The following is a 23332-nucleotide window of genomic DNA, read 5'->3' on the forward strand; positions in this document are numbered from 1 at the left end:
CATCCGATGCTTCTTGACCGGTTTTTCGGTCAAGAAGATAGGCCGTTCTGAATAGTCACATAATAACAATTAAGGGAGACAGAGGATATGAGAAAGTCGATAATTATCTGCATGATTGCGCTGCTGGGAATTACGGGCTGCGGCGGAAAAAAGGCTGTGGAGGAGAACAGGCAGGAAACGGCTGTTTTAGAGACGTCCGTGAGTGAGGCCGGAGCAGAGGAGACAAAAAAGAGCGCAGAGGAAACGGAACCGGAAGGGGATGACTTCAGCAGACATTTTTCAGAGATCACGGTGGATGGGAAAACTCTGACCATCCCAGCCACATATGAGGAGCTGAAAGCCTGCGGATTTGAGATAAAAAGCGCCTACAAAGACATGGTATATGACGGGGAGGAAGTGAATGGAGAACTGACCCACACAGCCCATGAAAACTCCAGATTTCCTGTCATTTTCGCATTTAAAGGAGAGGAAGGTTCGAAAAAAATAGAGGACTGCGAAGTGGTGTCCTTATCCATCGATGCGGATACCATGAAGGATACAAAGATCGAGTTTTACGGAGGGCTGACAATCGAATCGTCCAGAGAAGATGCGGCGGCTCTGCTGGAGGAAGACTTTGCCGATGAGGAGAGCGCCCAGTACATCCGGTTTCTGGATGAAAATAAGCGTTCCGGAATGGATGTGTATTTTTATGAGGACCGCCTTCTGACCGTACATGTCAATAATTATGCTGATTATTTTGAGCAGTAAGGCGGGCGGCTATGAATAGGGCATATATAGGTTTGGCTCTGGCCGGTTTTCTGGCCGGAATTGTGTTTGGAGACCGGCAGATGAAGCGGTGGCAGATTGAAACACGGCTGTACCGGGTGATTCTGGTCCTGTCCTGCGCCGTGGTATTTGGCCTGGGCGGCTGGCTGATGAGCGCATACGGGTATCATATATTAAAGGCTGTCAGGTACTGGATTCTCATGTACGGCCTGATTCTCATCGGGCTGATAGACAGCAGAAAAAAGATCATACCCAATAAAGCGGTTCTGGTGCTATTGGGCGTGCGGACCCTGCTTTTAGCAGGGGAAATGGCCTGCTTTCCCCAGTTGATTCTGGAAATCGCGGTTTCCAGCGGGGCGGGGCTGGCCGGAGGCGGGCTGCTGTTTTTAACGGTCAGCCTGATTGCCAAAAAAGGGATTGGAATGGGAGACATTAAGCTGATCGGGGTCATGGGATATTATCTGGGTTTTAAAGTTCTGATGAGCAATCTGATCGTAACCCTGACCCTGACGGTTCTAGGCGGAATTACCGGGCTGGTACTCAGGAAAACGTCACTGCGGTCAGAGATGCCGTTTGCGCCCTTTGCCGCGGCAGGTACGATAATTACAATAATGATGGGATTTTAAGGAGCGGTGTATGAAACGGCTGATATTATTGGCGATGGCAGTATTTTTGGTATTGGGGTGGAAAACGACCCTGGATGAATTGAGAGAGAAACCGGCTGTCTATCAGCAGCTGGTGGAAGAGGGGGAGCGCTATGAGGAAAACAAGATTTTCGTCAGGGCCATAGAAACTTATAAGAAAGCGCTGGAGTATAACCCCGGATCATTGGATCTTGAACTGAGGATCGCCGCCGATTATCTGGCTCTTGGGGACGAATCTTCCTTTGTAAACCGCTGCAATGCGGTGAATGAAGCCCAGAACTACCCTGTGCCCGTGACGGTGATGCTGGCGGATTATTATATGGAAGGAAACCGGAACGAAAAAGCCATCGATGTGATCCAAAAGGCGAGAAGTTATCACAAGGAGAATGCTGATCTGGAAGAGCGGTTTGAGAAGCTGAAATATACTTACCGGAACCTGTATATCTCCTATGATGAGATCGGCTCATTTTGCGGCGGAAGCGCTGTTGTGAAGTCGGAAGACCTGTACGGGCTGGTTAATTCCAAGGGGAAAATGCTGTTAAAATGCACCAACGACTGGAATGGAATTCTCTCGGACGACGGCACGGTGATCCCTGTTTTCAAAAACGATGAGTATTATCTGGTAAATGAAGACGGTTACCGGGTGGAAGTCCCCGGAAAAGAGCAGAAGATTGAGGAACTGGGAAACTTCTGCGGCGGATCTGCTCCGGTCAGAATCGGCGGAAAATACGGCTATATCAATTCCAAATTTGAAGAGCTCACCTCCTTTGAATGGGATGGGGCCACGGTCATAAAAGACGGGATTGGAGCTGTGAAAAAAGGGGATAAATGGGCCCTGATCGATAAATCCTTCCAATTAATAACTGATTACATCTATGACGATGTGATAACCGATGAATACGGCTGCTGCTTTTCCAAAGGCCGGGCCTTTGTAAAGACGGAGGGCGGTTACCGGATGGTGGATAAAAAAGGCGGTTTTGTGGGAGAAGCGGCATTTGAAGACGCGGCGCTGTTTCAGACGGAACAGCCTGGGGCCGTCAAGCAGAATGGAACATGGGGATTTGCCGATTTGGACGGCCAGATGGTGATTGAACCTCAATATGAAGAGGCCGGTTCCTTTTCCAATGGGCTGGCTCCTGTCAAGACCTTATCGGGATGGGGATATATTAATCTGTCAAACCAGACTGCCATTGAGGGTGAATTTCTGGAAGCCCGCAGCTTTTATGAAGGAACGGCTCCCGTTAAGAACGGAAACCAATGGACTTTAATCGAATTAAATGTGAAATAGGGAGGTCGTTATGAGAACATTTACATATGAAAACCAGGGGCAAGATACCCTGCTGGTCTATCATCTGGATCAGGAAGAGCATATGGATCATTTCGCCAAGGGAATGCTTCAGAGCAATGATATTTCCGGAATTTTAAAGCCTTCGTTTATCCAGAAGGACACGGACCGCTATCTGAAATATCCGGTTACGTCCAGGATTTCCCTGAAGGATTATCTGGACCACCAGATGAGCCGGGAATCGGTGCTCAAGCTGTGTCTGTCTCTGGTGGAGACGGTGCAGGAGCTGGATGAGTATATGTTGTCCAGGGATAAGATTTTTTTAAGTGATGACTATCTGTTTGTGGATGTCAGCAGGCAGAGGCTGAGCCTTTTATATGTGCCTGTGGATGAGTTTACGGAGGAAAACTCGGTTGAGGAATTTTTGAAACATTTTCTGTCCCATATCCGGTTCTGCATGAATGAAGACGTCACTTATGTGGCGAAAGTTTTGAATTTCCTCAATAAATCCGAAACTTGTGAAATGGATAAGCTGAAACGCTGGCTTCAGTTTTTGGTGGAGGAAAAAGCGGAGCCGAAGGACAATCATCCGGTGAAAGGGCTGGACGGCGGCGTCTCTGCCTCAGCCGGATCACAGGGAGCAGGACAGAATGGAGCTGGAAGAGGCGGAGCAGGGCAGGCTGGAGTTGGACAGATGCCGGCGGGCACTCAGCAGTCCGGGTTTGGCCAGCCGCCGGTGAGCGGCCAGCCGTCCGCGGCCGGACGACAGACGGCGTTTGGCAGGCAGTCTGCGCCAGGGCAGCCATCCGCATCGGGGCAGAGGTCTGGGTTCGGCCAGTCGACTGTACCAGGGCAGCCGCCAATACCGGGCAGGCCGCCGATACCGGGGCAGCCGCCGATACCAGGCAGGCCGCCAATACCGGGCCAGCCGCCCGCATACGGTCAGCAGTCCGCATATGGCCAGTCCCCGGTTCCTCAGCCTCCGGTTAAGGAGAAAAAGGGATTATTTAAGAAAAAAAAAGAACGTGAGATGCAGATTCCTGGAATTGCCATACCGGGAAATCCTGCTCCGGGAGCCAATGTCCCGCCTGCACCTTATCCGGGCGTGAAAGCGGCTTCCCAGCCTGAGGTGGTGTTAAATGCCAATGAGGAAGGGCGGATTCTTCTCGATCAGGCGGCTCAGGAGAAGAAAAAAGGGCTGTTTCATTTCAATAAAAAGCAGAAAGCCGTAGAGATTCCCCCAACACCGCAGCCATTTCAGCAGCAAATGCAGATGGGAGCAACGGCAAATCCGTCCCGGATGCCGTCAGCAAATCCGCCCCGGATGCCGTCAGCAAATCCGTCCGGGATGCCGTCAGCAACTCCATCCCGGATGCCGTCATCAGTTCCGCCCCAAATGCAGCCAGGTGTTCCGTCCCGGATGCCGTCACCAGCTCCATCCCGGACATCGTCGGCTGACCCAGCCTTCCGCCCCGGGCCTTCGCCCCGGCAGATGAATCAGGAACCGGATTTTTCCCCTTCCTACAGTCAGAGCGACGACGGCCACACCATCTATATGGGCAGCGGAAGCAGCGACGATGAAAACCATACGGTGATTATGGGCGGCGGAGAGGAAGGCCATACCGTGATGCGGGGAGGGGAACAGTATACCACAGCCCCCCTTTTGAAACAGGCGGCACGGCTGACACGGCGCAGGACGGGACAGAGCAAGGAGATCACGAAAGAGGTATTCCACATCGGCCGGGAAGGCGGATTCGTCCATTTTTATATCGGCGACAATCCTACGATCGGTGCGATTCATGCGGACATTTTCCTGGACGACGGATCGTATTTCATCAGCGATCGGAATTCCGTGAACCATACCTATGTGAACGGGACAATGGTGATGGCCGGGCAGCCGGTGCAGTTAAAAAGCGGGGATATCATCCAGCTTTCGGATGAACAGTTTGAATTTATTATAAGCTAAACGAGGCGCATATGAAATTTATATATTCTTGTCAGACAGATATTGGAACAACCAGGACGGTCAACCAGGATTCCCTGCTGGTAAAATACGCCTGTATCGGAAACCGGAATGTGCTTCTGAGCGCAGTCTGCGACGGAGTGGGAGGTTTGAGCCAGGGCGAAGCTGTGAGCCGGAAGACGGCCGAGCTTTTGGATTCCTGGTTCGAATACGAGCTTTTGCAGATCATGGGAGAAGGCATGAGAGAGGACCTGATCCAGCACCGGTTAAGTGAGCTGATCACCGATATCAACCGGGAGATCTATTACTGGAACCAGCGGCGGGGAGAATCCGGGGGAACCACTCTCAGCCTGTTTCTGGCCTGGGATTACCATTATCTGATCGGACATGTGGGAGACAGCAGGATATTTGAAATCAGCCGGGGCGGCCGTCAGCTGACCAGGGATCATTCCTGGGTGGCCCGGCAGATTGAACTGGGGTATATGACGGAGGCAGAAGCCGCGGCGGATTCGAGACAGAATGTGATTTTAAGATGTATCGGCACAGGTCCCGAGGTGGAAGCGGATATTATCAGGGGAGAAATCCAGAGCCCGGCAGTTTATGTGCTGTGCACGGACGGTTTCTGGCACCACACTCCCATCAGGGAGCTGGAGCGGTGCTTTCCCCCTGGGGTGCCGGTCAGTGAAGAATGGCTGAAACAGATTTTATACGGCAATATTAACCGGGTAAAAGAGTGCGGGGAAACGGACAACATCACTGCGGTTGCGATTGCGGTTTATTAAGGACGGCGGAGGCATTGAAACATGGAATACAGTATACTGACCCGGACCGGGTCGAGAGAGATAAATGAAGACAGCGTGGGCGTTAACTGCCTGGACAACCGGTTCTGCGCGGTCATAGCCGACGGTTTGGGCGGCCATGACCGGGGAGAAGCGGCCTCCGCTCTGGCAGTGTCCCACGGTCTGGAACTGTTTGAGCTGGCAGGAAATTCAGGTTCCTGGGACCTGGCGGACTATCTGACCCACTGCTTTGAGGACAGCCAGAATGAGCTGCTGCGGATGCAGAAAGAAATGCGCAGCGAAATGAGAACCACGCTGACCGTATTGGCAGGCGCAGACGGCTGGCTCCAGTGGGGCCATATCGGGGATTCCAGGCTGTACTGCTTTTATGAAGAGAAAATGGTTTTCAGGACCCTGGATCACAGCGTACCCCAGATGCTTGTCAAAACAGGCAGAATAAAAGAAAGCCAGATCCGGGGCCACGACGACCGGAATAAGCTGCTCCGGGTCATGGGAAGTCCCTGGGATGTGCCCAGATATGAACTGTCGGAGAAGAGAAAAGCGTCGGAGGGGGAAGTGTTTTTGCTGTGCACCGACGGATTCTGGGAGTGGGTGGAAGAAAAAGACATGATCAAAACCCTCTATGAATCCAATTCCCCTAAAGAATGGCTGGAGAAAATGGAACAGATCCTTCTGAAACAGGCAGAGGGGAAGGATCTGGATAATTACAGCGCAGCGGCTGTCTTTCTGGGAGAGCCGAAAAGAAAAAAACGATTGCTGTTTGGCAGGAGGAAAAAGTAATTATGAGTATACGCTGCCTGAATTGTATGAAGGAGTATGAGGAAAGCCTGAAGGCCTGTCCTGACTGCGGGTTCGTTCCCGGCACGCCGCCAAAAGAGATTTACCATCTGCATCCCGGAGTGGTTTTGGCAAAACGCTATGTGATCGGCACCGTGGTCGCATACGGAGGCTTCGGCATTCTGTACCGGGCCTGGGATGAGAAATTACAGGTGATGGTGGCAGTGAAGGAGTATTTTCCATCCAGCTACGTCAACAGGAATCCGGGCGAAAAGGATATATTTATCTATACCAGCAAGAAAAAGAGCGAATTTGAGGCCGGGCTGCAGACCTTTCTGGAAGAGGCCAAGAATACGGCCAAATTCAGCAGCCACCCCAATATAGTAAATGTTTACGACTATTTTCAGGAGAACCAAACGGCCTATATGGTCATGGAATACATGTCAGGGATCACGCTCAAGGAGTATGTTAAGAAGAAGGGCGGTAAAATCGGCTGGGAACAGGCGGTTGATATTATCACAAAAATCTGCGACGACCTTCAGGTGGTCCACGAGAACGGGATTCTTCACCGGGATATCAGCCCGGACAACATCATGATGTGCGGAGACGGAACCATCAAGCTGTTCGACTTCGGCGCGGCTAAATTCTCAAATGAAGAAAAAGAAATGACCCGGGAGATCATTTTAAAGATCGGGTTCGCTCCGCCGGAACAGTACCGTTTGAGAAGCAGGCAGGGCCCCTGGACCGATGTATACGCCCTGGGGGCCACCCTGTACCGCTGCATTACCGGTGTTCTGCCCGATGAATCCGTTAACCGGCAGGAGGCGCTGCGGGTGAGCAAAACGGATACCCTGCGCCCTGCGAAAGAACTGGCGCCGGAAATACCGGATTACCTGAATGCGGCAGTCAGCCGGGCCATGGCAGTCCAGCCGGAACTGCGGTTTAAGGATGTCCTGCAGCTAAAAGAAGCCCTTTTAAATAAAAAGACTTACGCAGATGTGGAAATGGAACTGAAAAAAAGGAAGCGCAGAACCAGGATCGGTGTTGCCGCCCTGACCATTTGTCTGGCTGCGGCCTCCGTTGTCTGCTACGGCTATTACAGAACCCGGCGTCAGGAAACCACCCTTCAGGGCGCAGGCGTTGTGATGTGGGTGCCTGTGGATGCCGGAGAGGAAGAGGACAAGGAACAGATGATGGAAACCATGCTGGAAGAGTTCCGGGAAGACTACCCGGATGTCACTCTGGATCTGGTGTTCATTCCCCGGGAAGACTACGCCGTCCGTTTAAATCAGGCCGACGAAAGCGGCGGGGAATTTCCAACTCTGTATGAAACCGGCGGGGAGGAAGAATACTCCGGTACATTTCCGGAAAGCCGCCAGGCGGATCTGTCGGACGTGCTTAAACTGGTGAACACGGCGGATTACTACTGTCTGGAACCGGAGCAGCTGGGCGGGGACGTCATCAGGCGTCTGCCCCTTGGGATGCACCTTCCGGCGGTTTATGGCAATGAAGTTTTGATGGACAGCGGTCAGGAGCCGGAGGAGAAGAACGACAGGGAATCATTTTTTAGTGGAACGTCCCCGTTTTGGATCGGGGATTCCAGAGATTATTCCCAGGTGCAGGAGGCTCTGACGGGAGTTTACCGGATGATGCCGGTGGAGCAGGAACCGCTGACCGGCGGATACGACTGCATGTGGTCGGTGGACAGCCGGGCCGCACGGCTTGATCAGGCGGCAGCCAAACGGATTCTCTATTATTTCCTGGGGGAGACGGCTCAGGACGTGCTTCATCTGCAGTACGACAACAGCCTGCCCCTAAACCGCAGTGAATTTGCGGCGTACATAGAGGTGAATCAGGAATTCAGTTTTTTGAAGGAGCAGCTGGATTCCGGGATTCTGGTGGTATTTCCGGAGGAATCGGAGTACCGGAAAAATTTAGACCAGGCCTATCAATCGGTTGTGGAAGATGAAAAGGCTGTTTTGAAACTGACAAACTGGCGGAATGGAGGCGGTTCATGATGGAACGACGCTGCATGGGATGCATGAGACTGCTGGAAGAGGAGGCGGTGTACTGCCCGGACTGCGGATATAAGGTGGGCACGGCCCCGCTGGAGGCCTATCATATGGCGCCGGGCACGGTGCTGGAAGAACGCTACCTGATCGGGCGGGTGCTGGGATTCGGCGGATTTGGAATCACTTATCTGGGCTATGACCTGGTGCTGGACAAAAAGACCGCCATAAAAGAGTACCTTCCGGGTGAATTTGCCACCAGGATGCCCAACCAGACCCAGCTCACCATCTATTCAGGAGAGAAAGAGGAACAGTTTCAGGCAGGAAAAGAGAAGTTTATCGATGAGGCGAGGCGTCTGGCGAAATTTCAGTCTGTGCCGGAAGTGGTCCATGTATTCGACTGTTTTGAAGCCAATGACACCGCCTATATCGTGATGGAATTTCTGGACGGAGAAACCTTGAAGACCCGTCTGGAGAGAACGGGGAAAATGAGCGTGGAACAGGCGCTGCCGGTGATTTTCGATGTCCTCCATGCGTTAGAGGCCGTTCATGAAGAAAAGATTCTGCACCGGGACATTGCGCCGGATAATATTTTTATCACCAAAGACGACCAGATCAAGCTTCTGGACTTCGGCGCTGCCCGTTTTGCGACCACAACCAGGTCGCGGAGCCTTACGGTGCTGTTTAAACCCGGCTATGCGCCGGAGGAACAGTACCGGAGCCGGGGGGATCAGGGAACCTGGACGGATGTGTACTCCCTGGCGGCCGTATTTTACAGGATGATCACCGGAATCACTCCGGAAGACGCCCTGGAACGTTCGGTTCATGACACCTTAAAAAGGCCGTCAAAGCTGGGGGTGAAGATCGGCCCCAACACGGAAAATGCTTTGATGAACGCCTTAAATGTCACCGTAGAGAGCCGGACCCAGACCGCAAAGCAGTTCGAAGACGAGCTGATGGCCAACGTGGTAAAACGGATTGTGGTTAAGAAGGAAGAGGCCGACGTGGGCCGCTGGCCACGCTGGGTGAAAGTCCTGGCGGCAGTGGGAGCCGCCGGAATCCTGACATTTGCCGGGCTGATGGCGGCGGGAGTGATCCGTTTTGACGCGGCAGGCTGGTCGGTGAACAAGGTGCCTGAGGGAAAGACCAGGGTGCCCAATCTGGTCAATGAGGAGATGGAGACGGCCATAGCGCGGGGCCAGGAGGCCAAGTTAAACGTCCAGGTCTACGATAAACAGTACAGTGAGGAAATACCGGAGAACAAGGTCCTTTCCCAGACCATAAAACGGGGAACCGTGGTAGAAGAAAATGAGACGCTGGGCATTATAATCAGCGCCGGTATTGAGAAAACCTATGTGCCTAACGTAATAGGCATGGAATCCGAAGAAGCCAAACAGCTTTTAAAAGACGCGGGTTTGGTGGTGAATTCCACCCAGAAAGAATACCGGGCGGCCCCCGGAACCATAGGCTGGCAGAGTTTGGAACCGGATCTGGAGACGGATACGGGAACCGCCATTGAAATCATCATTTCCGAAGGGATCAAGGGCGGGGATTCTTCAAAAGAGGAGGCCGTGGAGGATTTGACCGGAAAAGACTATGACACAGCGGCCGATGAAATGCTGGCCAGATATCTGTATCTGGTAAATAAGGGAGCGGAATACAGCGATACGGTGGAGGCCGGAGGCATTATCCGTCAGGAACCGGCAGCAGGAAGCCGTCTCTCCCAGAACTCCAACATTTCGGTAATCGTCAGCTTGGGACGGGAACTGGTAGGAGTTCCGGACGTCCAGTATAAGACCCAGGAAGAAGCCACGGCCATGATGGAAAGCGTTGGACTTGGCATTGAAGTGGTTCAGGAAGCCAGCGATACGGTGGCCCAGGGCAATGTAATCCGCCAGGAGACGCCGGCGGGAGAGCGGATCGAAAAGGGAAGCCAGGTGGTGATATATGTCAGCACAGGCGCCCCCCAGAGACAGCCGGAACGGCCGGCTAATAACAGGCCCGCCCAGCAGCCTCAGCAGCCGCAGCCCCAGAATAATCCGGTGCCCCAGGAAACCGCCCCGCCTCAGACGGAAGCGCCGCCCCAGACAACCCAGGCACCTGCGCAGGAGGATTCGGGCATGAATCCGGCATTTAGGTTATTAGAATAAGGAGGAATCAGAAAATGAGAAGAAAATTAATAATGTTGACGGCGGTTCTTATGATGACGGGGAGTATGGCCATTACGTCTTATGCTGCCTGGCAGCAGGATGAAGTGGGGTATTGGTACGTTTTCGATAACGGCGGCTATGCGAGAAGCCAGATCATCGCCATCGATGGCGTAAACTATGCCTTCGACCAGAACGCCTATATGGTAAAGGGCTGGTATAATCTTAACGGAGACTGGTATTATTTCGATCCGGAAACCGGGGCTCAGGTGACGGGCTGGAAAAACATTGATAATAACTGGTATTATTTAGACCCGGCCAATTCCGGAATCATGCATACGTCCTGGCTGAATATCGCCAGAAAGCGGTATTATCTGGATGAAAACGGTATTATGAAAACAGGCGGATTCAGTGTCGACGGCTACTTCTACTTTACGGAAAGTGACGGGAGTTTGAGAAGAAATACCAGCGAAACCCGGAATGGAGTCACGATCCGCTATGATGAGGACGGCAGACAGTGGTATAAAAACGAGGAAAATGTCATTAACGGTAAAGCGGGCGGTGATTCCTGGCTGCCGGTATTGGAAGATACCGCGTTGATTAATCAGAGGGAATCTGTAAAAGAAAGCAATCAATACTATATTGAAGAAATGAAAGATGAGCTGAGTGAAGATTTCAAAAAAGAGGTGTGCAAAGCCACCGGAAAAGCGGGCCTGGACCGGAAAATCGCAAAATGGACCAAGAGGGCTAACTATAAACTGGGTGAACTGTTAGTGCCCCAGACAGAGATCGACGCCTACGTAAGCCTGGTCGTAGCCGCCCGGTATGGAGGCGATACGGGAAGCTGGGAGTACAAATACACGGAAACCCTGGAAGACGGCTCTACAAGAGAGCGCACCTACTGGTATTACGGCAATTCCGAGGATCGTCCTTCCTACAACTATGATTATGATGAAGACTATGATTACGATTATGATGAAGAAGAATAATTTAGGCTGACGCCCACAACCCCAACATTTCTCTGCCTGCTGGATTTTATGTAAATAAATAATAACAGTTCGCAACAGTTCAGAACGGCTGATCTTCTTGCCCCAAAAAGCCGGTGGGAAAGCATCGGATGTCCATCCCATGTGAAAATTGGTGAAGAAAAGTGCTTACAAGCGAGCTTGACACGCCTTTCTTCACCGTTTTTCCCTCCGTTCTGGGCAGTTACAATAAATACGTTATGCCGGCCTTTTTGAGCCCCTTAACTTCATCATTTAGTTCATCAAGAATATATTCCTCGCCCGCCCATTGTAAACGGTCATAGACGTTATCAAGGTCAGCAGTTTTGCTGTTCATAAAAGATTTTATAAATGATGGACAATCTAATCCGGCTGCCAGAGCAAGTTCAAATAAACGGCCTTGTATATCGCAATGTTGACGCTTTTCAAGGGTAAGATTTTCCATTTCATTCACCTGCCTCTGATATTTCATCAAAGAACCGGCCGTCACGGCGATATTTCCGGAAAATTTCATCTGCCATTGCAATGCCTTTTGAACGGCTGGCTTCACTTTCTTGTTTTCGTTTGTCCCGATCATTCTCGGTGAGTACCTGTTCGTCAAGAATGATTATTTTTTTGCAGGCCTTTTCTGTTAAAGCTGCGTATTGCTTGCCAAGCTTCAACGCCGAAAGGCTGTTAATAAGTGCCATATCGGTAATTTCTCCATTGAAAAAACGAAATTTTTAATTGCATTTACTGCGATTTGTGACGGCTCACAGCGTCCTTTTTTCCCAACGGCTGACAGTTGCAAAACTTACACCCAGCCCCTCCGCTCCAGCGTAACTTCCACGAATACTCTCTGGAAAAGTTTCGATTTCTATTTGAAGGAAGGCCCTCGGAGAGGTATAATAAAACTATAGATAACAACGGAGTTCTGAGTATTTTCACCTACGCCCGGCTGAGTGCCGGACAGATGAGGAGGCCTTATGAAGATAGAAGAACTGGTTAATCAATATTATGACAATCTCAGCCCCAATGACCGGGAAACCATCAATCTGATATTGAAGAATAAAGAGCAGACCAAACAGCTTTCCAGCACCCAGCTGGCCGCCTTCTGCCACATATCGCGGACCACCTTACTGCGCATGATAAAAAAGCTGAGCCTCCAGTCTTTTACCGAATTCAAATACCTGCTTTTAAATGAGGACAGCGCTTCGGCGTCGGACGGCCTGGAATGGAAAGAAATCATTGAGAATTACCACAATGTGATTGAAGAACTGAAAAAGATGGATTACGGCCCTGTATGCGGCCTGCTCTATCAGGCCCGGAACATTTATTTATATGGTACGGGAAATGAACAGAAATCCATTGCTGAGGAGATCAAGCGGATTTTTCTGAACTTTGGGAAATGCTGTATGGATTTATTCGACTATGGGGAGTGTATGTTCGCCAGCCGGAATTTTGGCGAAGACGATGTGTTTATCATCATTTCATTATCAGGAGAAACAAGGGAAGGTATTGATGTTTTAAAACTGGTACAGCAGACTTCTGTCAAGACGCTTTCAATTACCAGGTGGAACAACAATACCATCGCCAGAATGTGCGGTTATAACTTATATGCGGGCACGAAGATGCTGAACGGCATGGAGACCCAGCCTTATGAAGTGGTTTCCGCTTTTTATATCCTGCTGGATATCCTGTCCGTCAACTATCTGGAATATATCGGAGGTAGAGTATGAGATTTGAAGAGCTGATGAACCGTTATTACCAGACATTCAGTGAAAATGAAAAATATGTATGCCGGTATATTGTGGAACATAAGAAAGACTGCTGCAAAAAGTCCATTGATGAGTTCGCGAAAGAATGCCATGTATCCAAAACCATGCTGGTCCGTTTTGCAAAAAAGCTTTCTCTGCCCGGATTCGGCGAGCTGAAAGCCATGATCCGTTTGGAAACTGAAGAGCAGATGGCCGTCCAGGACAGGCTGTTGGAAGATGTTACCGGCAGCTACCACAAGATGATCGATGATTTCTATAAGCGGGATCTGACCGGCTTATTCGAAAAGATCCGCGCCGCAGGCAGGATTCTCATCTATGGAAGCGGTTCCGCCCAGTCCCATGTGGCCAGTGAATTTAAACGGATATTTCTTCCGGCCAATAAACCCATGTTCCATATCTACGGCCACGATATGGTTACCGCCTTATGCAAATCGGCCAAACACGATGATCTTGTGGTCATTATTTCATTGACAGGCGAGGAAAAAAGCATTTTAGCGCTGGCCGAATACCTGAGATTAAAGCAGATTCCGTCGGTTTCCATTACACGGATGCAGAATAATTCCCTGGCTTACCTGTGCGGGGAAAATCTCTACATTCATTCCATACGGATTCCCATGGAATATGGGATTGACTATGAAATCGTAACTCCTTATTTCATTTTGATAGAACTTTTGTTTTTAAGGTATCAGATTTTTATAAACGAACGAAAATAAAAACGGACAAGAACAGGAGTAATTAAACGTACCGGTGAACGAAAATACGAGTGAACAAAAATCCAAAATATGAAACTTTGTGCTGAATTGGTACAATGGTTTTAAGAAGGGCTGTCTTATTGATAGCTCTTTTTTCATGTGTTATGATGCAGATAACAGAAATGAATGTTCAAACGCATGTAAGAGAGGGAAAGAATAAATGACGGAAATCATATTTTTTGACATTGACGGAACTCTTCGGGATGAGGCGTTGGGGATACCAAAAAGTGTGGAAAAGGCGTTTTTCCAATGCAGGAAAACAGGATACAGGCTGGTGATCTGCACCGGGCGGAGCATGGGGACCATACAGGAGGATGTGCTCAGTTTGGGAGCGGACGGCTACATAACCGGCGGCGGATGCAGGATTCAATATGGGGATACCGTGATCAAAGACATGATCTTTCCTGCCGATATGATCCAGACTGTTTTAAGGGCGCTCACCAAGCGGACGGACACCGGATTTACCATGGAATCCGGAGAAGCAGTCTTCATGAACAGCCGGGCCGCAGCGCTTTTAGAGAAGAGAAACCGGGAAGTCGGAATCCGGTCCCAAGGTGGAAACATTATTTACCAGGATAACATAAAAGCCCTCGACGCCGGAAAAAACAGAATCCACAAGATCTGCCTGTGGGGCAGCAGCCGTGATTTCCTAGATACAAAAGAGATGTTAAAGGGTGAAATGGAACTGGTTCAAACATCTGTCTGGGGAAAATACCATTATTATGAACTGATTCCCAAAGGCTGTCAAAAAGGCGGCGCGATCCGGGAATTGTGCGGATATCTGAACATCCCCCTCAGCCGCACCATGAGTTTCGGAGACGGGAAAAATGACATCGAAATGCTGAAAGCAACCCGGATATCTGCTGCCATGGAAAACGGAGACAAAGAGCTGTTTCCATACGCGGACCTGATCTGCCGGGAACCCATGAAAGACGGAATCTACTGGGCTCTGGTTGAGACAGGCGTGATACCCGGTGAAGAAGCCGGCACAGGAAAGTAAAAGGTATAGGAAAGTAAATGGTATAGGAAAGTGAAGAAAAGGAGAAGCGCGGAATGAAAAAACAGTGGTGGCAGGAAGAAGTGATCTATCAGATTTACCCCAAAAGCTTTTATGACAGCAATGGAGACGGAATCGGTGATATCAAGGGAATTACGGAAAAGCTGGATTATTTAAAATACCTGGGAATTACCATGATCTGGATCTGTCCTCTGTACCAATCGCCCATGGACGACAACGGCTACGACATATCGGATTACCGACAGGTGGCCCCTGAATTCGGGACTATGGAAGACTTGGAGGAGCTGATTGAGAAGGCGGCGGAAAAGGGGATCAAAATCATTCTGGATTTGGTAATCAACCACACCTCGGATGAACACCGGTGGTTTCAAAAAGCTCTGGCCGATCCCGGCAGCCCCTTTCATGACTACTACATTTTCAAACAAGGAGAGGAAGTTCCCAACAACTGGCGCTCCGTTTTCGGCGGCAGCGTTTGGGAAAAGGTGCCGGGGCGGAATGAGTATTATTTCCACGCCTTCGGTAAAAAACAGCCCGATCTCAACTGGGAAAATGAGCAGGTGCGCAGCGGCCTCTGCGACATGGTTAACTGGTGGCTGGAAAAGGGAATCGCCGGATTCCGTGTGGATGCCATCACATTCATAAAAAAAGATCTGACCTTTGAAAGCCGGGAGCCGGACGGAGCCGACGGACTTGTGAAATGCACGAAAACTTCCAGAAACCAGCCTGGAATCGGAACATTTCTCCATGAGCTGAAAGAGAAGACCTTTGACCGTTATAACTGCATGACGGTTGCGGAAGCGCCCGGAGTGCCCTATGAGGAACTGGAGGAATTTATCGGAGAACAGGGATATTTTTCCATGATATTCGATTTCCGGTATGCGGATCTGGATGTGGCTTCCGGCAGCGAGTGGTTTAAGCGGATTCCCTGGACCGTGGAAGAACTGAAAGAGAAGATCATGAACAGCCAGATGGCCCTGCAGAAATGCGGCTGGGGCGCCAACTTTATTGAAAACCACGACCAGCCCAGAGCGGCTTCCAAATATCTGAAAGAAGATGAGAGGAATACGGACGCGGTAAAAATGATGGCGGCCATGTATTTCTTCCTGAGAGGAACACCATTTATCTACCAGGGGCAGGAACTGGGGATGGTGAATTTTGAACGGAAGAGCATAGACGAGTTTAATGACATTTCCAGCCTGGACCAGTATTACCGGTCAATCAAAGAGGGGCTTAGGGAACAGGAAGCCCTTCATATCGTGAACCTGCGAAGCCGTGATAACGCCAGAACCCCGTTCCCATGGGACGACAGTGAGTTCGGCGGTTTCAGCCGGGAAAATCCGTGGCTGGGGATGAATGAGAATTATCCTGAGATCAACGCAAAAGCCCAGGCCGGAGTGCCGGGAAGCGTATTGGAATTTTACCGGGAAATGATCCGTATAAGGAGCAGCAGGGAATACAGGGACTGCCTCATTTACGGTCAGATCGCGCCTTTGAAAACCAGCGGCCAGGTGATCGCCTATGCCAGAACAAATGGAGACGAGACCATTTACTGCTATTTTAACTTTTCAAAGGAACCGGCAGAAGAGCCGCTGCCAAAAAGCGGTCTGGAAATCTTCTGGGGAAATCAGGATGTAACAGGAAAACAGGGAAACAGCCTTCGTTTGAAACCTTACCAGGCTGTGCTGATGAAATAAAAGGAGAAGATTATGGGAGAGAACAGGTATCGGGAAACCGCAGTTAAAATTGTTGAACTCGTGGGCAGGGACAACATTGTATCCGCCACCCACTGCGCCACCCGGCTGCGTTTTGTGGTAAAGGACAAGAGCCGGATCGACGATAAAGCCGTGGAGAAGGTGGACCAGGTTAAGGGGGTATTTTTCACCTCCGGCCAGTATCAGATCATTCTGGGAACCGGGATTGTGAATAAAGTCTACGAGGAAATATCTAAAATGGGCCTGAACACCCTGACAAAACAGGAGCAGGATGAGCTTTTAAAGGAACAGCAGAAAGGCATTAAATATCTGATGCGGGTGCTGGCGGATATCTTTGTGCCTATTATCCCCATCATCGCCGCCACCGGCCTGTTTCTGGGATTAAAGGGCTGTATTTTCAATGATAACGTGCTCGGACTGTTTGGGATGTCTTCCGCCATGATTCCCCAGTATATACAGACTTTAGTAAGCGTGCTGACGGAGACGGCCTTTGCATTCCTGCCCGCCATCATCTGCTGGTCCGCGTTCCGGGTCTTTGGAGGAACGCCGGTCATCGGGCTGGTCATCGGCCTCATGCTGGTGTCTCCCAGCCTTCCCAACGCCTATGCGGTGGCGGACCCGAAAAGCGGGGTGGATGCCATCATGGCCTTCGGCGTGATTCCCATCGTGGGCTGCCAGGGCAGCGTTTTGACCGCCATTTTAACCGGATTTCTGGGAGCGAAGCTGGAGAAAAAGCTGCGGAAGATCATGCCGGACGTTCTGGATTTGATATTCACTCCATTTCTGGTCATGTTAGTCATGCTGCTGGCAGTCATGCTGGGGATCGGCCCGGTGATGCATTTGTTTGAACTGAAACTGGTCAATATTATAGAAGCTTTGATTCATCTGCCATTTGGAATCGGCGGTTTCATCATAGGATTTACTTATCCCCTGGCCGTCATTACAGGGCTTCACCATACCTATGTTATGATTGAAACCTCTCTGCTGGCCAATACGGGCTTTAACCCGTTAATCACTCTGTGCGCCATGTACGGATTCGCCAATGTGGGAACCTGTCTGGCATTTATGGTAAAAACGAAAAAACAGAGCATTAAGGCCACCAGCATCGGAGCCATGCTGTCCCAGTTATTCGGAATCAGCGAACCGGTTCTGTTCGGTATCCAGCTTAGGTATAACTTAAAACCCCTGCTGGTGATGCTTACCACCTCGGGTCTGGGAGCCGCCCTGCTTTCCATATTCCGAATCCAGTCCAACTCCTACGGTTTGGCCGTCATTCCTTCTTATTTGATGTACATTTACGAAGGCAGACAGTTCCTGTTCTACCTGCTCATATCCGTATTCACAGTGGTCTGCTGTTTTGTGCTCACCTGTCTGTTTGCAATTCCTCAGGAGGTGGCCGGAGAAGAAGACGGGAATGCAGATATAAAAGAGAAGGATGATAAATCAGATCAGTCCATAATCTGCGCGCCCATATCAGGCCGGTGCATTCCTTTGGAAGAGGTGAAGGATGAAATGTTCGCTTCAAAGATGCTGGGAGACGGCTTCGCCATAGAACCTTCATCGGGAACCGTGGTGTCTCCCGTGGACGGAACCGTTATCGCTGCCTATCCCACAGGCCACGCCTATGGAATCCGCACGGAAGAGGGGATGGAACTTCTCATCCATATCGGAATTGACACAGTTGAATTAAATGGAGACGGATTTAAAACCTTTGTGGAACAAGGACAGAAAATCACCAGAGGCCAGCGGCTGGCCCAAGTGGAGTTGGAAAAAATCCGGCAAAGGGGCAAAGATCCTGTAACCATGGTGTTATTCACTTCAGGAGAGAAAATGATATATGGGGAGATGGGCAGGCCCGAAGAGGCGGGAATGCCTATGAAATGCATAAAAATCAGAAAACCTTGTGGAAAACCGCAGAAAAATCGGCTATACTAAAACTATTATTTACAAAAATTAGAAAATGATTCTGGAGGTTTTTCAATGGGTGAATGGATTAAATATCCCGGTGATCCTGCTGTGGGGATGGAGGTTTTTCCGGTTGACAATGGGGCCGGAGCTGTAGTGGTCTGCCCGGGCGGCGGATACCATTTTGTATCGCCGCGGGAGGCCGCGCCGGTGGCTGAGGCTTGGAACCGGGCAGGTTTCTGCGCATTTGTGCTTACATATTCTTGTGAAGGAGCTCCATTAAAGGAGCGTCCGCTGTACCAGTTGAGCTGGGCGGTTTCCACGGTGAAAGGCCTGGCAGGGCAGTACGGTTTTTCGCCGGATCGGGTGATCACCTGTGGATTTTCAGCAGGAGGCCATCTGGCGGGAACTTTAGGAGTGACCTGGAACCGGCCCGAGTGGTATCCAAAGGGCACTGATTTGGAACTTCACCGTCCGGCTGCCCAGGTGCTCTGCTATCCGGTGATAACGGCCGGCGAATATGCGCACCGGGGAAGTTTTGTCAATCTGGCCGGTACAGACCGGGCAGATCAGGAACGGTATTCCCTGGAGAATTTGGTGACAGAACAGACGCCGCCCACATTTTTATGGCACACCATGACGGATGAGGCGGTTCCGGTTCAGAACACACTGCTGTTTTCCCAAAAGCTGCTGGAAAATCATGTGCCCCAGGAAGTCCACCTGTTCCCCTTCGGTGTGCACGGACTATCTTTAGCTACGGAAGAAGTGACACAGACGGAAAAAAACAGGTATCCTGATTCCCATATAGCCCGGTGGTTCAGCCTGGCGGCGGAGTGGGCGCTGAAGTGTATATGAAAACCTGAAGATTCCGGACCGGAAAGAATAAAAAATCACCAGGTTTTGCCGGCATAAGGAGCCGGGAGGAACTGGAAAAGATGGTCAATGACAGAAGTATCTGGCCTTCTTTTCCGGTTCTTCCCGGCTTTTTCCTGCTGTGAAACAATACCAATTAAGTTGAAATGAAAACGTAATTGAATTTTAAAATACACCTTCTCTAATTTTGTTATAATAAGATTAGGTAATTGTTTAGAAGGCAGGAAAATTGATAAAGAAAGCGGCGTCAAGCCCGCCTGTAAACAGCTTTCTTTATCAATTTTCACATCGGATGAACAACAGGAAAGGAGATGTTGGAGTATGAAGAAACGACTGTTAAATATCGGTTTGGCAGCAATGCTGTTATTAACCGCTTGTTCAACCGCAAAAACGCCGGATCAGTCAGCGCCATCCCAGGAAAACGCTGCCAATGAAACCGCGGCCAGCATGGCCGGCGCTCAGCCGGATGAAACTGCTGCTGAGATGGAAAACGTGACGAATGCGGTCGAGGGTTACCAGCTCGTCCCGGATTATGGGATCTGCGAGAAGGGGAGCGCTCCTATTTATGTGATGAATCCTGAGGAGCGGCCCACATTAAAGGAAGACGACGCGGAAATCCAGCTACTGGGCGCCGTTTACCAGAACGGAAAAACGCTGGCAAGGTTCAGAATAAAAGATTATTCGGCAGAGGTGATACCGGAAGAAGAAGCAGATGTTTTGCTTGCGAAGGAAAAAGAATACTACAGGAAACAGGAAGCGGGAGAGCCTGCGCAATGGGACGGCAGCTATATTACCATTGATGAGGAGCGTAAGATCCTGGTGAGAAGCTCATTTGAACAGCGCAGAAAAGCGGAAGAGGAGACAAGAAGCGGCCCGGATGAAAAGAGATACAAATGCATTTACGGAGCAGGTATTCCCGAGGTGGGATATTCTTTTACAAAGTCCACCAGTTCCTACGACTACGACCAGTTTTTAGAAGAGGGCTGCATTACCACTCTTTCTGAATACTGTATCGAAGACAAATTATTTGAAGTGCCGGAACCGGACGGAACTTACGAGATCAAAATGCCGGGATTTACCAATACGCTTTCCTTTGAATTTGTACCCGCAGTCCAGATCGAATCGCTGGAGTCCCTTCCTGGGTATATAAGCCACGGCGGCGTTGGGATTTATGCGCTGGGCAATTATAATGAGCAGGGGGCAGAGATCCGCTATTATACGTACTCCAGCGACAATGACCGGGTTTTCCCCGTTATGAATCAGTGTACGTTTGAAAAAGGCGGAAAAATCTATGAAAAGGGAACCTCGGATGATTACCTGGGAGGGGCTAATTATAACCTTGCCGGTATCGGAAAAGGAATGCAGGGTGAAAGAATACAGTTTGAGGTGCCGGAAGCGGACAGGAACGGAAGTTTTACTTTTAGAATTCCCCAGATAAGAGTCACTTCTCAGGAAATGTCAGAAGTTTTGGAAATCCAGATTCCGGAAAAGGAATCCACATTAGACCACAGAATCGAATTTGCGGACAGCATCATCACCATTACAAAGGCAGAGCGGCTGGAAGAGCCTGTTTACTATGGAAATATTGACGGAAAAGACGTAAAGAAACCCGCAGTTTATCTTTCCATGGAAATTGAAGAAAAGGCAGAGAACAAGGTGCTGGCCCAGATTCTGGGAACGCGTATGGATACAAAACAGGGAGAAAAGCCTAACCCATTTATGAGTCATATGGTTCCTGTTCATGACCCTGATGGAGAACCCAAACCTTATGGCAGGCTGACCGGTTTTTATGTATTTTATGAAGAAGAGGATCAGGGGATCCAGGTGCAGTTCCGCAATCCCACCTATCTGTGGAATCAGGAATTTGTGCTTCCCATTGAGCCGGAAGGAAATCAATAAACGGATGCCGAAAAGGCAGATAGAGAGGCTGGATTTGTGTCGGAGCTGCAAATTTGAATCGGAGCTGAGAATCTGAAATTCCCGTGTTCCTTCGCAGCACAGAATTTACGAAAAAACGCTCTGGCATGGAGGAATAAATATGAATGAATACCATAAATATACAATTCCGTGCAGCCTTTTGGATGTCCGTGGACTGGAGAGATTTTTGGAAAGTAAAGCGGAAAAAGGAAATTTGATCCGCGGTTTTTCAAAATGGGGCGGTACTGGAACATTTGAAGAGGTCCTGGAAGGAAATTATCATATCTGCATTGATGTATACAGAAAAAAACTGAGTGAAAAGGATGAAGGAAATCCTGAATTTTTAGAATATATAGATGAATGTGAAACGGTCGGCTGGCACTACTCCTGTTTTTATAAAAACCTGGTGTTTTTTTACAGCAGCCAGGAAGAGCGCCCATTGGAACTAAAGCGAAATCAGATAGCGGCAAAACAGTATTTATATGATATCACGCAGCCGGAAGAAAAGAAGTGTCTTTTATATCAATCGTTCAATTCCTTAGCCATATTTGCTGTTTGGTTTGTTTTTTTGCTTCTGGGAGTTTTAAAAACGGGAAGAGGTCAGGATACGGACCTATGGATTTACTGCATGATATTTTTAACCGGTCTGCTGTGTACAAATCTGACCGGTGTGATGGCAAAATATCTGCAGAATTTAAAAATTGGAAAAGGACTGCTGTCAGAAAGACAATATATAATAAAGCCGTCCTTCTGGGATGAAGATATGCTTACGGCGGCATCGCTTTTGGCCACCGGATTTCTGCTGTTTCTCTTGAGCCATCGGATATTCGCGGTAAAGTCCGCAATTTTATCTTCCTGCGCGGTGATAATATCCGCTGTACTGCTGGGCGCCGGAAGAATCAGATATCATAGGAAAAGGGAATGGAAGTTTCCTTTGGCAGTCAAGGCATTCTGCATTGTGCCTTTGGTTCTGCTGGCTGTGTCTGTCACCGCAAATCCAACATCGGGGAGCTACCGGTATCAGACCGGTCCGGGGGCTGACAGTTTTGTCCGCAGCGGCATGGAAGAAGAGTTGAAAGAACTTGGGCTGCGTCCGGAAACGTTAGGATGGGAAAAAACGGATTTTACATTTCTTCATGAGAATAAAAATCCGCTCTGTACCTATGAATACCTGGTTTATGATGTAGAGGGATTTGATTTGAATTCCCGGGGAAGCAGAGATTATGAGAAAAGCCTTCGCTATGTCGGCACCCTTATTGCAGAGTTAAAGAATACTAAGTCGTTAAACCGTTATTTAAAGCAGAAAGAAATCAGCTTGAAGCGCAGCAGCCCCATTGAGCTTCTGCCGGAAGTCAGTTCTTATATAGAAGAAAGCGGGAAGGTGTTATTTCATATAAAAGGTGATAGGATCGTCTTGTTTTTTCTGAATGAATATGATGACCGGGTCTTTGATACAGAGGACCAGGGGAAATTGGAAGTCCTGCGGGAAACGTTAACAGGAATTCTGGACTATGAAAAATAAATGAGAGGAACGATGAGAATGCTCTGCAGGCGGCTGCAGAGCATTTTAGTTACGGAAAAATCTATTTTGTGTCATATTATAACGAAAAGTTACGCATAAAATAGGAAATTAAGGGGAACATATACCCATAATCTCCCATAAAATGCCGCTTTTGGAGAGTTTTGAAAAGTTTTTAAAAAAAATGAAGAAAATGCTTGACTTTTGTCGCCCGCTTTGGTATCCTAATAAACGTGCCTCAGATAAGAATTTTTCGAGAGCGAAAAACAATTTAAAAAAGATTAAAAAAACTCTTGACAAAAACTTGAATGTGAGATACAATAAACGAGTTGCTTCTGAAAAAGCAACACAATAATGAACCTTGATAATTAAAGATTGAACAGTATGTAAAACCCTGAAAATTCTAAAAAACAGGCCATATCTGATATGCCTGGAGGATGAAAATCCTCAGAGAAAATTCAGAACGAATACAGAAATGTATACGA

The 23332-nt window shown here is 49.3% G+C and carries 19 protein-coding genes; 17 read left to right on the forward strand and 2 right to left on the reverse strand.

The window, feature by feature from the left end; all coding sequences use genetic code 11:
- The first annotated feature begins 87 nt into the window (after positions 1 to 87).
- Genes GPL15_RS07880 through GPL15_RS07920 form a run of 9 tightly spaced genes read left to right on the forward strand, consistent with a single transcriptional unit; the run spans position 88 to position 11379 of the window.
- A complete protein-coding gene (locus tag GPL15_RS07880) occupies positions 88 to 747 on the forward strand; it encodes a hypothetical protein (protein WP_215697711.1) in 660 nt (219 codons plus the stop codon).
- 11 nt (positions 748 to 758) lie between these two features.
- Positions 759 to 1391 carry an A24 family peptidase gene (locus tag GPL15_RS07885; protein WP_215697712.1) on the forward strand — a complete coding sequence of 211 codons (633 nt, stop codon included), beginning with the start codon at positions 759 to 761 and terminating at the stop codon, positions 1389 to 1391.
- A gap of 10 nt (positions 1392 to 1401) precedes the next feature.
- Positions 1402 to 2697, forward strand: a complete 1296-nt coding sequence (locus GPL15_RS07890) for a WG repeat-containing protein (protein ID WP_215697713.1) — start codon at positions 1402 to 1404, stop codon at positions 2695 to 2697.
- Between the two features lie 10 nt (positions 2698 to 2707).
- Complete coding sequence (locus GPL15_RS07895) at positions 2708 to 4660, forward strand: DUF6382 domain-containing protein (protein WP_215697715.1); 1953 nt, start codon at positions 2708 to 2710, stop codon at positions 4658 to 4660.
- An 11-nt stretch (positions 4661 to 4671) separates the two neighbouring features.
- Positions 4672 to 5439 carry a PP2C family serine/threonine-protein phosphatase gene (locus GPL15_RS07900; protein WP_215697717.1) on the forward strand — a complete coding sequence of 256 codons (768 nt, stop codon included), beginning with the start codon at positions 4672 to 4674 and terminating at the stop codon, positions 5437 to 5439.
- 21 nt (positions 5440 to 5460) lie between these two features.
- Positions 5461 to 6237 carry a protein phosphatase 2C domain-containing protein gene (locus GPL15_RS07905; protein ID WP_215697719.1) on the forward strand — a complete coding sequence of 259 codons (777 nt, stop codon included), beginning with the start codon at positions 5461 to 5463 and terminating at the stop codon, positions 6235 to 6237.
- Positions 6238 to 6239: 2 nt separating this feature from the next.
- Positions 6240 to 8252, forward strand: coding sequence for a protein kinase (locus GPL15_RS07910; protein ID WP_215697721.1), 2013 nt, complete (start codon positions 6240 to 6242; stop codon positions 8250 to 8252).
- Complete coding sequence (locus tag GPL15_RS07915; protein ID WP_215697723.1) at positions 8249 to 10393, forward strand: Stk1 family PASTA domain-containing Ser/Thr kinase; 2145 nt, start codon at positions 8249 to 8251, stop codon at positions 10391 to 10393. The genes GPL15_RS07910 and GPL15_RS07915 overlap by 4 nt, the downstream gene beginning before the upstream one ends.
- A gap of 14 nt (positions 10394 to 10407) precedes the next feature.
- Complete coding sequence (locus tag GPL15_RS07920) at positions 10408 to 11379, forward strand: hypothetical protein (RefSeq protein WP_215697725.1); 972 nt, start codon at positions 10408 to 10410, stop codon at positions 11377 to 11379.
- 220 nt (positions 11380 to 11599) lie between these two features.
- Here the strand turns inward: GPL15_RS07920 and GPL15_RS07925 are convergent, their stop codons facing one another.
- A complete protein-coding gene (locus GPL15_RS07925) occupies positions 11600 to 11839 on the reverse strand; it encodes a hypothetical protein (RefSeq protein WP_252198188.1) in 240 nt (79 codons plus the stop codon).
- 1 nt (position 11840) lies between these two features.
- Entirely contained in the window at positions 11841 to 12083 is a 243-nt protein-coding gene (locus GPL15_RS07930; RefSeq protein WP_252198190.1) for a hypothetical protein, read from the reverse strand.
- A gap of 276 nt (positions 12084 to 12359) precedes the next feature.
- Here GPL15_RS07930 and GPL15_RS07935 point away from each other — a divergent pair, with 276 nt between their 5' ends.
- From GPL15_RS07935 to GPL15_RS07970, 8 genes are all read left to right on the forward strand, one after another.
- A complete protein-coding gene (locus GPL15_RS07935) occupies positions 12360 to 13112 on the forward strand; it encodes a MurR/RpiR family transcriptional regulator (RefSeq protein ID WP_215697727.1) in 753 nt (250 codons plus the stop codon).
- The gene (locus tag GPL15_RS07940; protein ID WP_215697729.1) at positions 13109 to 13864 is read left to right on the forward strand and encodes a MurR/RpiR family transcriptional regulator; all 756 of its coding nucleotides are present in this window, start codon (positions 13109 to 13111) and stop codon (positions 13862 to 13864) included. Before GPL15_RS07935 ends, GPL15_RS07940 begins: the two co-directional genes overlap by 4 nt.
- A gap of 199 nt (positions 13865 to 14063) precedes the next feature.
- On the forward strand, positions 14064 to 14903 hold the full coding sequence (locus GPL15_RS07945; protein ID WP_215697731.1) for an HAD family hydrolase: 840 nt from the start codon (positions 14064 to 14066) through the stop codon (positions 14901 to 14903).
- Between the two features lie 53 nt (positions 14904 to 14956).
- Positions 14957 to 16615 (forward strand): alpha-glucosidase, encoded by a 1659-nt coding sequence (locus GPL15_RS07950; RefSeq protein WP_215697733.1) that lies wholly within the window; start codon positions 14957 to 14959, stop codon positions 16613 to 16615.
- Positions 16616 to 16627: 12 nt separating this feature from the next.
- On the forward strand, positions 16628 to 18568 hold the full coding sequence (locus tag GPL15_RS07955) for a PTS transporter subunit IIBCA (protein WP_215697735.1): 1941 nt from the start codon (positions 16628 to 16630) through the stop codon (positions 18566 to 18568).
- A 45-nt stretch (positions 18569 to 18613) separates the two neighbouring features.
- Entirely contained in the window at positions 18614 to 19393 is a 780-nt protein-coding gene (locus tag GPL15_RS07960) for an alpha/beta hydrolase (protein ID WP_252198192.1), read from the forward strand.
- A 339-nt stretch (positions 19394 to 19732) separates the two neighbouring features.
- Positions 19733 to 21310 (forward strand): hypothetical protein, encoded by a 1578-nt coding sequence (locus tag GPL15_RS07965; RefSeq protein ID WP_215697737.1) that lies wholly within the window; start codon positions 19733 to 19735, stop codon positions 21308 to 21310.
- A gap of 139 nt (positions 21311 to 21449) precedes the next feature.
- Positions 21450 to 22850: a DUF2812 domain-containing protein gene (locus GPL15_RS07970; protein ID WP_215697740.1), complete on the forward strand. Its 1401-nt coding sequence runs from the start codon at positions 21450 to 21452 to the stop codon at positions 22848 to 22850.
- The last annotated feature ends 482 nt before the right edge of the window (positions 22851 to 23332 follow it).

The sequence above is a fragment of the Clostridium sp. MCC353 genome (assembly GCF_018785315.1).
GTDB lineage: Bacteria > Bacillota > Clostridia > Lachnospirales > Lachnospiraceae > CHH4-2.